This is a genomic window from Hominisplanchenecus murintestinalis, assembly GCF_943193015.1.
GTDB lineage: Bacteria > Bacillota > Clostridia > Lachnospirales > Lachnospiraceae > Hominisplanchenecus_A > Hominisplanchenecus_A murintestinalis.
In genome coordinates this window covers 1-11,070 of the sequence record NZ_CALPCM010000054.1, presented here as the reverse complement: position 1 = coordinate 11,070, position 11,070 = coordinate 1, and the positions used below count along the sequence as shown (strand labels likewise).

Genomic DNA, 11,070 nt, shown 5'->3' with positions numbered 1-11,070 from the left:
GATAAACTCTGCCATCTCCTCCCAGTATCCGCCCATATACGCTTCCTGCATCGGCGTATCATACTCGTCCAGGAGGAGGATGACCTTTTTCCCGTAATAAGCGCTCATGTAGCCTGACAGATTCTTCAAAGAAGCGACAGCTATAGAACTTTCCATCCCTCCTGCCACTTCTTGAAAATTCTTTTTCTCTTTCTCATTTAGAAGATTTCCTTCCAGAAGAAAGTCATATTCATTGTATAACTCCTCAAGAATCATGCAGATTCTTTTTCTTGCCTGGTCAAAGTCTGTTTCTTTCACATCCGCAAAGCTGATAAAAAGCACTGGATACGTCCCCTGGAGCTTTCTGTATTTCTCATCTTTCCATATGGAAAGCCCCTCAAACAAATCTCCCCGCCCCGCATAGTCTACAGAGAAGAACTGTTCCGTCATGCTCATATTCAGCGTCTTTCCGAACCTCCTCGGTCGGGTAATCAGGGTCACTTCATCCTCTGCTTCCCACCATTCGCGGATAAAGTCTGTTTTATCGATATAGAAAACATTTCTCGTCCTCATTCTTTCAAAATCCTGCCGCCCGATCGCTATCGTCCTTGCCATAGAATCACTTCCTCCCATTTTTGCCGTCTATACCATCTGTCCGTTTCTTTCGTCCGAAATATTCCGAAAGCCTTTTTTCCATTATAACCAATCCGTCCCTACTTTTCCATAGAAAACACAATTTTTTCACCAAAACTTTCTACTATGTATCTTATTGTATAAAATTTCTCCCGGCACGGCAGAAGCGGCAGACAGGTATTCCCCATCTGCCGCTTCTGCTTTTTCCGCGCATCCCCTCCGCCTGCGGAGAGAACCCGCTCCCCATCATGTCTCCCCCAGAAAGATTTCCGCGATTTTCAAATCTTCCGGCGTCGTAATCTTTATATTTTCGTAAGACCCCCAAACCAATTTCGCTTTCTGTCCGGTTACTGTTTCCAGTACCATCGCATCATCGGTAACGGCAGGCTCTTCTCTTTCCATAAGCTCTGCATATGCTTCTGTTATAAGACGGTACTCAAAGACCTGGGGCGTCTGGACAACCCACACCTGCTCTCTCGGCGGGGTATAGTCTGCAAAGCCCTGCGCATCGCTGATTTTTATCGTGTCCTTGACGGGCATGGCGGCCACGCACGCCCCATATTGGCGTACCCCGTCATGGGCGCGCTCCAGGATTTCTCTGCTCAGAAACGGCCTGGCTCCGTCGTGGATATATACGTAATTGCATGTCCCTGCCGCTTTCAGCCCTTCATATACCGAATGATAGCGTTCTTTTCCGCCCGCAACGATTTTCTGCACCTTTGTAAATCCGTATTTCTGCACAATCTCTTTGCGGCAGTAATCGATTTCTTCCCGGCCTGTCACCAGCACGACTTCATCGATAAATAGGCACTGCTGAAACTGCGCAAGGGAATAATACAGGACAGGACGCCCTTTGATCAGCAGATACTGTTTCTGTATGTCCGAATTCATGCGCGACCCTCTGCCTGCTGCCAGCACAACCGCCGTATTCCGTTCCTCCATGTCTCTACCTCTCCCCCAGCTTCAGATTTGGCACGGCATTCAACTCAAGCCCATGCCTTGTTCCCGCCATATACTCATAGTAAGCTGCCGCCCCGATCATCGCCGCATTGTCTGTACAGAAAATCGGAGAGGGATGATAAAAACCTATGTGACGCTCCCGACATGCTTTTTCCATAGCCTGGCGGAGAGAGGAATTTGACGCGACTCCTCCTGCAATAGCAAATTTATCAAAGCCAAATTCTTCTACCGCCATCATGGAGTGCTCTACCAGCACGTCTATGACCGCTTTCTGGAAAGACGCCGCCACATTAGCTTCCACCACCTGCTCCCCCTTCATTCTGCACCCGTTCAGATAGTTCAGTACCGCCGATTTCAGCCCGCTGAAACTGAAATCATAGGGCGCGTCTGCTACATGGGCTTTTGGGAACCGGATTGCATCGGGGTTGCCCTGCTTCGAAAGCTTATCTATTTTCGGCCCGCCGGGATAGCCCAGGCCAATCGCCCGCGCCACTTTGTCGAAAGCTTCCCCCGCCGCATCATCCCTGGTGCGTCCGATAATTTCATACTTTCCATAATCCTTTACCACCACCAGATGCGTATGTCCTCCGGAAACCACCAGACACGCAAAAGGCGGCTCCAAATCAGGATGCTCAATATAATTCGCTGAAATATGCCCCTCAATATGGTGCACTCCAACAAGCGGAAGCCTCCCGGCATAGCTGATAGCCTTTGCCGCAGATACTCCCACCAGGAGCGCTCCTACCAGTCCCGGTCCATACGTGACTCCAAGGGCATCCAGCTCCTCCAGCCCCACGCCTGCCTGACTAAGAGCCTCCTCAATCACCTGATTAATCTTCTCTATGTGCTTCCTGGATGCAATCTCCGGCACAACCCCCCCGTAAAGCTTATGCAGCTCAATCTGTGATGAGATAATATTTGAAAGAACTTCCCGTCCATTCCTGACAACCGCCGCCGCTGTCTCATCACAGGAACTTTCAACCGCCAATATCAGTACATCTTTCTTCTCTTCCATTTCTCCTCCCTCATCAATCCTCAAACGCCAGCTCCACGGATTTCCCATCCTTTCCCGGGAAACTGTTTGGGAAAATCTTCCGCACATCTCCCATAAATTCCTCCGGACGGGTGAGCGACGGGCTGTAATGCGTCAGCCACATTTCCCGGACGCCCGCTTCCCTCGCAAGCTTTGCCGCTTCCTTAAAAGTCATGTGCTTATACTCTCTGGCTTTCTGCTCTTTATCCGGTTCTCCGTACATACCTTCACAGATAAATAAATCCGCTCCTCGGGCGTTTTCCGAAATAGACTGAGTCGGCCTTGTGTCTGTACAGTAAGCAAGTTTAATTCCTTTCCTGGGCGGCCCTAAGACCATATCCGGCGTATAAGTCCTTCCTTCTGCTTCAACCGTCTGCCCTTTTTGCAGAAGATTCCAGCATTTCAACGGAATCCCTTCCGCCTTTGCCCTCTCTGCATCAAATTTCCCTGCCCTGTCAATTTCCACGGCATAACCATAGCACAGCACATTGTGGTTAACCTTGTATGCCTTAATCCGATAGCCGTTCATTTCAAATGTCTGCTCCGTCCCCTGGATTTCCAAAAATTTCAGCTCAAAAGGAAGCTCCGGCGCAATCACCCTGAGAGCGTTCACCACCCGCTCCAGTCCTTTCGGCCCTATCAGCGTCAGCGGCTCATGCCTCTCCGCATTTCCCATCGTGAGCAGCAGCCCCGGAAGCCCGCTGATGTGATCTCCATGATAATGCGTAAAACAAATCACATCAATCGGTTTAAAGCTCCAGCCCTTTTCCTTTACTGCAATCTGCGTTCCCTCTCCGCAATCTATCAAAATACTGCTCCCATTATAACGGAGCATCAGGGAGGTGAGCCATCTGTACGGAAGCGGCATCATCCCCCCTGTCCCAAGCAAACATACGTCTAACATTGTCCTCTTTCCTTCCCTATACCACTCAAAGAAGCTCCGTCTCTTCCTCACATTCTGCCGGAAGGGCAAACCCCTTAAGCAGTTCATCATAACAGCTCTCACACAAATCAAAGCTGTGCTTTTCACCGTCCTTGCCGGAAAAATATCCCCAGACTTTCTCTACCCGGAGAAACTCTTCCCGATTCATGCCCTGATTGCTGTTTATCTGTTTTTTACATTTGTTACAGTAAATTTCACCATTCCTGTGCATACGTTTCCTCCTTGTAAATCGGATAAGCATATCCCGCTTACCTGCGTCGTCTGTTGTTTCCGTCCACAGAATAACAGAAAACATCACTTATGTATAGTGGAAATTCCGCACAGGATTGGAAACAAAACTCAATCCTTCACCATAATGACCGCATCCTCCGCCGGCCTCTCATAAAACCCCTTCCGGACGCCCACATCCTCAAAGCCCAGCTTCGCATACAAACGCCGCGCCGCCGCATTTCCAAAGCGAACCTCCAAAATGTACCTGCTGATTCCCTTCTCTTCACCCCGCCTGAACAGTTCCCGCAACATCTTTTCTGCCGTCCCCTGACCCCTGCTTTTTTCCTCTACAGCTACATTGGTAATTTCTGCTTCTTCAAAAGCCTGAGACATTCCGCAGTACCCAATAATCCCGCCATCCTGCACAGCCGTTAAGTACAACGTATAATCCTGCTCCAAAGACTCTGCAAAACCTTCTCTTGACCAGGGCATAGAAAATATCTTCTTTTCAATTTCCGCCACCCGCTCTAAATCTTCCGGCCGCATTTCCCGTATTTCTAACATGCTCCCGCCTTCTCTGCACGCTCTCTCTCAGCCTGTGACATGCGCAGGTAATCCGGCCGATGCTCCCTGGCATGTACCGTCCTTCCGGCGGCCAGATAGCGAAGCCCCAGCGCCGCCACCGCGCCTGCACGCTGTTTATTCATATGTGCCGGTGCAAAATGATAAGGCACTTTCAAATTTTCACAGAGGATATCACGGTACACTGGAACCCCATCTCCCAGAAAGATAATTTCCCTTCCAAGGCCGTTGACTTTTTCCGTTAGCTCCTGCACTGAAACCGCCGTCTGGCTTTCCAGGGCTTTCAGCTCTTCCTGCTCAAATTCATAGATCCCTGTATATACCTGGCTTCTCCTGGCATCCATCATCGGACAAACCAGATGGGAAGTGCCATATAAATTATACGCCAGCCCCTCCAGGGTGGGCACCTCTACCAGCGGTTTTCCGAGCGCCAGCCCCAGCCCTTTCGCTGTGGCCGCACCGATACGCAGCCCGGTAAAGGACCCCGGTCCTGCTGCCACTGCTACTGCGTCAAGCGTACTCAAATCCAGCTCTGTCATCCGTACGATTTCATCCAACATGGGCAAAAGCGTCTGCGAATGGGTCTTTTTATAATTTACGGTATACTCTGCCAGCAGATTATCATCCTCTGCTACCGCCACTGTAGCAACCAGCCCTGAACTATCAATTCCCAAAACCTTCATACGTTTCCCTTTCCTTACGCACTCGCTGCATCTTCCCGATAGATTTGAAAGCTTACTCGTAAACTTCTTCTATCCCAACCGTGATTTTCCGATAGTCAAACCCTTTTTCCAGATCCTTCTCAATCAAAACCGGAATGACTTTTTCCGGAAGGATTTCCCGAATCAGGTCTGCCCACTCAATCAGGCATACCCCGTTCCCATAGAAATAATCCTGGTATCCAATCTCTTCCATTTCTTCTGCGTCTCCGATACGATACACGTCAAAATGGTAAAAAGGCAGTCTGCCCTCCTCATATACCTGGACAATCGTGAACGTAGGGCTGCTAATCGGCTCTGCAATCCCAAGCCCCTTCGCCAGCCCCTGGGAAAATACCGTCTTTCCCACTCCCAAATCGCCGTTCAGCGTATAGATATCTCCCGGCTTTGCCTGTTCTCCCAGGCTTCTGCCCAATTCAAATGTCTCCTCTGCACAAAATGTCTCTGTAACCATAACTCTCTTATCCTTTTATCTTCACACGCTGCGGCTCCATATGCTCACGAATCATTTTCACCACATCCTCATACTGCCCTCCCATACATTCCTTCGGCAGTACAAACGAATAGCGTTTTCCCGTATATGCCAGAAGGCTAAGCTTTGTTTCTGTCACTTTCATCATATCTTCCCAGGCAATCACGGCCTTCTTATCTTCCTGCATCGTCGTGACTCCCTCTTCGTTTATAATGTATGTAATAGGCTTTTTAAAAGCAGGATTTAACTTTACCTGTTTTGCAGCGCGGGTATAAAGGCTTACCGGCAAATACAGAAGAAACCATACGCCAAACAACAGATAAGCCCCGCTCTGCCAGGTCGGCACATTCCCATAAGTCACTCCCAAAATGGCAAGCGCTGCCACGCCAAAGAGCACTCCTGAAATTCCTGTCATGCTCCGATAGGTGTGATTCATCAAAAAATTGTACATTACTTTTTGTGTCATTTTTACTTCAAACTTTACTTCCATCATTACCTCCGCGCACAGTTTCGTGCTATAAATTTTTCTCAGCCCGGCGGCTGTAAAAAGCCAAACGGTTCTTCATCCTGCAAAAAATGCATTAGCATGTAAGCGCACATGATAGCTACTTTCTCTTCTTTCAGGATTCTCTTCACTTCCTCTTTATCCGCCAGCACAACTTCTATGTCTTCCGTATCCTCCAGCCATCTGCTGCTGATTTCTCCTTCCGAATAACCATACACAGTCGCACAGCACTCGTCTGTCATCCCAATCGTGGTAAAATACGGCTTTTCATACATCTCATCCACCATCAGGGGATGAAGCGTCAGCCCGGTCTCCTCTTTCACTTCCCGGACTGCCGCCTGCCGGTAAGTCTCACCCTCGTCAACCAGCCCCGCCGGGAACTCGTAAATATACTCGTCAATACTGTATCGGTACTGCCTTACCAGCAGCACCTTATCTCTTTCCTCTCCGTATAGGCTGTAAATAATCACTCCGTCCGGTTTCCAGCTCCGTGTATTTATCTGGAGCTCTTCCGTCCTTTTTGCCCGGGACGCCACAAAATATTTCACATCCCCGCCCAGCCGATCACTGGCTTGCAGCTGGTACATATTCAGATATCTGCTGTCCGTCAGCTTATCAATCTTCTTAATCCGGCTCATGTCCTCTGCCCCCTGTCTCTGCTCCTGACCCCCGGAGCCCTGTCCCATTACTCTCCAGACATCATAACACAAAAATCCCGGAAAGGAAATCCTTTTGTTTCCTTCCCGGGATTTAGATTTTAACGAAATGGATTATTTTACAACAACCTTTACTTCTTTCGTAACGCCATTACATTTAATGCTAATCACAGCTTTTCCTTTTTTCACTCCCGTGACCACGCCCTTAGCGCTTACTTTTGCAACCTTCTTATTTTCAGATTTAAAAATAATTTTCTTGCCGGAAGCATTCTCTACCGAAGCTTTAATTTTTACTTTTTTCCCCTTCTTCACCGTATATTTCGTTTTGTTTGTTGAAATCTTCACCTGCGGCTTCTTTAACTGCTCAAGCTCTTTCCGTGCCGCAGCAAGCTCTTTCTGTACATCAGCAAGTTTCGCCTGCGCATCAGCGAAGTTTTTATTAGCCTGCGCTGCCTGGCTTTTTAAAGCATCTACTTCTTCTTTCGTGGCTGTAAAGTTCTCCGGCGCCTTATAAACCATGTCATATGAATAGCCCGAATATTTCTCTGCTTTCAGCATAGATGGAATAAAAGTCGGTTCTTTCCGGGTTGCCACGATCTGGCCATTTCCGGCAGCAAGCCTGGCTGCCAGCTCACGATACATCTGCTTTGCGGCAGCGATAGCCTCATCTGCAACTGCCATTCCCAGGTTATCAGCCTTTGCAGAAACTGCCGCCGGATTCGTCTTGTATAAAGAAAGCATCTTCTCATCTACAAACGCCTGCGCCTCCACAAGTGAATTTACATAATTCGTCCAATATTGTTTTATATTATTTGCCGCCAAATCCCTGGATGCCGCTGCCATGCTCATGGATGCCAGCGAACGGAAGGCCCAGTAAGCAGAAGCGTCATTATAAACTATATCTCCAGCCTTATATGCCGGATGTGTATCAGTGAGAGCCGCACTGTAGAACGGAAGGAACGGCGACAGATCTGCCGACCCCATGCTCAGCCATTCAACGGTAGCAAGCTCCGTGGGCATTTCCGGACGAATCTGCAATACATGGCATTCACAGGATCTGGGAGTTCCGATAACCGTCAGCACTTTTTCAGACTCTATGCCTTCAAATTCTTCACTCTCATACTGTGTACCTGCAATTTTATACAGCGTCTGTATGCTAACCTTTTCCTTCGGGGTTACAAACATCTCATAATCAGCATCCTCAGGTGTAATTGTCTCTTTCAAATCAGGATTAAGAATCAATTGGCCTCCCCAGATACGGTTTGTATTCGATTCCCTCATAGTCCCGCCATAAGACTTCCTGATGTTAATGGTATTTGTATTTTCGCCGTCACGCACCAGAACATTTGCCTTTTCTGCAGTAGAAATCAGTTCCTCTGAAGCAACCACATTTTCCGTATCCGTCACATCGATGTTTCCTATCATGAAACAGTTCGGCATGATGCCTGCCTTATCCTCCGGCATCTTGATCGCCGCATACTGATGGCCGGACAGAATTTCAAAATACCAGCACTCGTTCTTATCTGCAAACATCAGTGTATTTCCCTCTCCGGCTCCGTAAGTGTCCAGAATATCCGCCAGGAAATCCACTCCTTCTCTTGCTGTCTTTATGCACGGAAGAACCGCGCTCACCATACTTGCCTCTGTAATTCCGTTATCCGTAAACGGATCGGCCTCTTTAACTGCGCTTACAGGCGAAGCTGATTCTGTCGCCGACATAGACACGCCCAGTTCATTCGTCCCTACTTCGCCAAATAACTCTCCGCCGTATCCCGGATCATCTTCACATGCAGTATAACGGTATGTCTTTGCCGGAAGCGGCATGGTAAACTTCGTTACATCTTTATACATCTCACCCTGCGCATGAACTGCCGCCGGATAAACCTTAAAAATCTTACTGTGGGATCCGCCGATATCCTCTGTACGTCCAAACATAATAGAACCGTCCACAGTCGTCTTTTTCCCTGCATAATAGGAAGTGCACGCCTCTGCCGTCATGCTCCCGGCTGCCAGGGAAGTCACCGCAACAGCCATCGCCAGCATCAGCCCGCGTCCAGTTACTTTGAAACCTTTCTTTTTCATATGTACTCCTTCTTTCTGAATAATATATTATGCACTGCCGCCACGCAGCCATTCCTAATTCAGCTTATTATTATACGCATTTATGCATAATAAGTCAATACCTATGCAATGCGGCACACTTTTCGCAAAGATAAGGCATATCCTCCATCGCCTGGCCATAAACTATAGAAAATCAATCTTACTATATTAAATGGTTAGGAGGACTGCAGATGGGTTCAAAAACTAAAATCATGGTATTTCGCATGAGGGAGTTGATTTATACCGGAATTTTTATCACTTTAGGAATTATTCTGGTGATATTGATGATTATAATGTTTCGACCAAAATCAGCCTCTGCCCCCAGTACCTATCCTGCCAACGGACAGGACAGCTCTTCTGTCTCGGCAAGATATACCCCCGGCGTCTATACGACCCCTATTACCCTGAACGACAATGCCCTGGATGTAGAAGTCACCGTGGACAGCGACCATATCAATTCCATCCGGCTGGTAAACCTGAGCGATTCAGTTACGACCATGTACCCTCTGGTACAGCCTGCCCTGGAGGAACTCGCCCAGCAAATCTGCGAAAAACAATCCACAGAAGACATTACATATTCTGAGGAGAGCCGCTACACCTCGCAGGTATTGTTAGACGCCGTGAACTCCGCGCTGAAAACCGCCCGTGAGGGAACCCCGACGGCAGAGTAAGGCAACGCAGTTAACCAGGCGGCTTGCGAGAAATATTCAGTAAATGATACTATGAGCCAAAGGCAGTAAATCCGTTTATCTGTTTTTGGCTCATATCTTACTTTCACCCCATTAAACATCCCACACACTGGGCAAACAAAATGGCGAAGCGTTTATCGTAACACTTCGCCGAAAGCCTAATCGGTTTGAGCACAATACGCTTGATTAGGTCTGTTTTATATTTTATGCTAACTTTTAATTTCTTTCAGCATTAATCACATTTTATCGACACAATAGTAATACTTCAAAAAATAACCAGAGGCACTGATTACAGCAATCAATGCCCCTGGCAATCTAATTTTTATTTCCTTTTCACACTATCCGACGGCAATCTCACTGCCCCCATTCTCTTCCTCTGGATACTATTTTGAGCATCCATCTGCGTTGGTGCAAATCCACCATTATTCAGCAGATCCTTCTCCGCTTCCGCATAGGATCTATATCCGGCTGCCTTCATACGTTTCAGCATTTTGCTTAAAGCACTCTTTTTATCTCTGCTTGCCTGACGATAGCAAATCTTTAAGCTGTCTGCAACTTCTCCCAGGCTTTTTCCTTCTACGAGATTTTCGCATACAATCCGCTTTTCTCTTTCCGTTAAATCCGAAAATAACTCTTTAAAGAAACTTTCGCTTGTAATCTGCTGGGCAACATCTGCATTCCGATCAGAGAGATAATCCGTAAAATTACCTTCTTCGGTTTCCAATGAAGAAAAAAGACAAATGTTCTGCCTGATGTACTGATCACGCATTAAATATTTATCCTTATTATAAGATTTGTTCAAAAAATCCAGCTCCTCTGCAGTTACGTTTTCATATCTGACTTTCTGGTATTTGTCATAAAATGTGTATATTCTATCTTCCATGATATTTTCCTCCGATTTGTCGATTTAGTTAATTGGCAACAAATCGAAGTCATGGATATCTGGCATAGTGCCAGCCTTTTGCCTGCATGATGATATGCCTTTCCTTTCCGGCATCTCTGCCGCAAAAAGTCATCAATGAGCTGATGTGCCTTTTGGGCATAAAAACCTGCTAACAAAAGTCAAGACTTTCTGGCAGGTTTTTTATAAATTTTTGATACGAATTTTTTCCACGACAATTAGACCGGTGAAAAAATCCGGTCTGTCGTATTCTCTGCTTTAGTTCTTTTTAATTCTGGTATACTTCCATTACACGTGCATAATAAATCCTGAGAAATTTATTTAATCCTGCTATCTTAGCTGCACGTTTCGATTTCCCTTCTTTTTCTTTCTTCAAGATAAACCTATACACGGCTGCGTCTTCTGGTTCTTTATGTGTTTTCAGGCATCTCATCACTTCATATCCAATCTTACGCAGACTGGAAGATCCTCTCTTGGATATTTTTCTCTCTGTTCCAATGAACCGCCCTGATTGATATGGAGGCGCGTCGATTCCTGCGTGGGCTATCAGGGCTTTTCCACTATGGAATCTCCTCACATCCCCAATCTCTGCGATCAATTTGGGCGCAAGCACATTTCCAACACCTCCCATTGCCCTGACAACCGGATATTCCGGCAGACTCTTGGCTAATGCCTGCATCTGTGTTAG

14 protein-coding genes are annotated in these 11,070 nt (G+C 47.2%); 1 reads left to right on the top strand and 13 read right to left on the bottom strand.

Annotation, left to right across the window (positions count from 1 at the left end; all coding sequences use genetic code 11):
* From NFR99_RS13210 to NFR99_RS13160, 11 genes are all read right to left on the bottom strand, one after another.
* Positions 1–594 (bottom strand): AAA family ATPase (locus NFR99_RS13210; RefSeq protein ID WP_251353875.1); only part of this gene is annotated, 594 nt, incomplete at its 3' end.
* A gap of 264 nt (positions 595–858) precedes the next feature.
* Positions 859–1,554 (bottom strand): 2-C-methyl-D-erythritol 4-phosphate cytidylyltransferase, encoded by a 696-nt coding sequence (gene ispD, locus NFR99_RS13205; protein ID WP_251353874.1) that lies wholly within the window; start codon positions 1,552–1,554, stop codon positions 859–861.
* A gap of 4 nt (positions 1,555–1,558) precedes the next feature.
* Positions 1,559–2,587 carry a tRNA (adenosine(37)-N6)-threonylcarbamoyltransferase complex transferase subunit TsaD gene (gene tsaD / locus NFR99_RS13200; RefSeq protein WP_251353873.1) on the bottom strand — a complete coding sequence of 343 codons (1,029 nt, stop codon included), beginning with the start codon at positions 2,585–2,587 and terminating at the stop codon, positions 1,559–1,561.
* 13 nt (positions 2,588–2,600) lie between these two features.
* A complete protein-coding gene (locus tag NFR99_RS13195) occupies positions 2,601–3,509 on the bottom strand; it encodes a ribonuclease Z (protein WP_120483488.1) in 909 nt (302 codons plus the stop codon).
* 25 nt (positions 3,510–3,534) lie between these two features.
* The gene (locus NFR99_RS13190) at positions 3,535–3,759 is read right to left on the bottom strand and encodes a hypothetical protein (RefSeq protein ID WP_120483490.1); all 225 of its coding nucleotides are present in this window, start codon (positions 3,757–3,759) and stop codon (positions 3,535–3,537) included.
* Positions 3,760–3,887: 128 nt separating this feature from the next.
* Entirely contained in the window at positions 3,888–4,322 is a 435-nt protein-coding gene (gene rimI / locus NFR99_RS13185; RefSeq protein WP_251353872.1) for a ribosomal protein S18-alanine N-acetyltransferase, read from the bottom strand.
* Positions 4,316–5,023, bottom strand: a complete 708-nt coding sequence (gene tsaB, locus NFR99_RS13180; protein ID WP_251353871.1) for a tRNA (adenosine(37)-N6)-threonylcarbamoyltransferase complex dimerization subunit type 1 TsaB — start codon at positions 5,021–5,023, stop codon at positions 4,316–4,318. The genes rimI and tsaB overlap by 7 nt, the downstream gene beginning before the upstream one ends.
* 52 nt (positions 5,024–5,075) lie before the next feature.
* Entirely contained in the window at positions 5,076–5,513 is a 438-nt protein-coding gene (gene tsaE / locus NFR99_RS13175; RefSeq protein WP_251353870.1) for a tRNA (adenosine(37)-N6)-threonylcarbamoyltransferase complex ATPase subunit type 1 TsaE, read from the bottom strand.
* Positions 5,514–5,520: 7 nt separating this feature from the next.
* The gene (locus NFR99_RS13170) at positions 5,521–6,021 is read right to left on the bottom strand and encodes a YcxB family protein (protein ID WP_251353869.1); all 501 of its coding nucleotides are present in this window, start codon (positions 6,019–6,021) and stop codon (positions 5,521–5,523) included.
* A gap of 38 nt (positions 6,022–6,059) precedes the next feature.
* Positions 6,060–6,674 carry an NUDIX hydrolase gene (locus NFR99_RS13165; RefSeq protein WP_135976494.1) on the bottom strand — a complete coding sequence of 205 codons (615 nt, stop codon included), beginning with the start codon at positions 6,672–6,674 and terminating at the stop codon, positions 6,060–6,062.
* Positions 6,675–6,806: 132 nt separating this feature from the next.
* The gene (locus NFR99_RS13160) at positions 6,807–8,774 is read right to left on the bottom strand and encodes a C69 family dipeptidase (protein ID WP_120483500.1); all 1,968 of its coding nucleotides are present in this window, start codon (positions 8,772–8,774) and stop codon (positions 6,807–6,809) included.
* 209 nt (positions 8,775–8,983) lie between these two features.
* Between NFR99_RS13160 and NFR99_RS13155 the strand changes: the two genes are divergently transcribed.
* Positions 8,984–9,463 carry an FMN-binding protein gene (locus NFR99_RS13155; RefSeq protein WP_120483502.1) on the top strand — a complete coding sequence of 160 codons (480 nt, stop codon included), beginning with the start codon at positions 8,984–8,986 and terminating at the stop codon, positions 9,461–9,463.
* Positions 9,464–9,803: 340 nt separating this feature from the next.
* Here NFR99_RS13155 and NFR99_RS13150 read toward each other — a convergent pair whose 3' ends face one another.
* A complete protein-coding gene (locus NFR99_RS13150; RefSeq protein WP_251353868.1) occupies positions 9,804–10,364 on the bottom strand; it encodes a hypothetical protein in 561 nt (186 codons plus the stop codon).
* A 286-nt stretch (positions 10,365–10,650) separates the two neighbouring features.
* Positions 10,651–11,070, bottom strand: a 420-nt coding sequence (locus tag NFR99_RS13145) for a transposase (protein ID WP_251353867.1), incomplete at its 5' end; no start/stop codon positions are given.

Coding starts and splice junctions, on each gene's coding strand:
- ispD (WP_251353874.1), bottom strand. CDS start 1,554: ATGGAGGAACGGAATACGGCGGTTGTGCTGGCAGCAGGCAGAGGGTCG.
- tsaD (WP_251353873.1), bottom strand. CDS start 2,587: ATGGAAGAGAAGAAAGATGTACTGATATTGGCGGTTGAAAGTTCCTGT.
- NFR99_RS13195 (WP_120483488.1), bottom strand. CDS start 3,509: ATGTTAGACGTATGTTTGCTTGGGACAGGGGGGATGATGCCGCTTCCG.
- NFR99_RS13190 (WP_120483490.1), bottom strand. CDS start 3,759: ATGCACAGGAATGGTGAAATTTACTGTAACAAATGTAAAAAACAGATA.
- rimI (WP_251353872.1), bottom strand. CDS start 4,322: ATGTTAGAAATACGGGAAATGCGGCCGGAAGATTTAGAGCGGGTGGCG.
- tsaB (WP_251353871.1), bottom strand. CDS start 5,023: ATGAAGGTTTTGGGAATTGATAGTTCAGGGCTGGTTGCTACAGTGGCG.
- tsaE (WP_251353870.1), bottom strand. CDS start 5,513: ATGGTTACAGAGACATTTTGTGCAGAGGAGACATTTGAATTGGGCAGA.
- NFR99_RS13170 (WP_251353869.1), bottom strand. CDS start 6,021: ATGGAAGTAAAGTTTGAAGTAAAAATGACACAAAAAGTAATGTACAAT.
- NFR99_RS13165 (WP_135976494.1), bottom strand. CDS start 6,674: ATGAGCCGGATTAAGAAGATTGATAAGCTGACGGACAGCAGATATCTG.
- NFR99_RS13160 (WP_120483500.1), bottom strand. CDS start 8,774: ATGAAAAAGAAAGGTTTCAAAGTAACTGGACGCGGGCTGATGCTGGCG.
- NFR99_RS13155 (WP_120483502.1), top strand. CDS start 8,984: ATGGGTTCAAAAACTAAAATCATGGTATTTCGCATGAGGGAGTTGATT.
- NFR99_RS13150 (WP_251353868.1), bottom strand. CDS start 10,364: ATGGAAGATAGAATATACACATTTTATGACAAATACCAGAAAGTCAGA.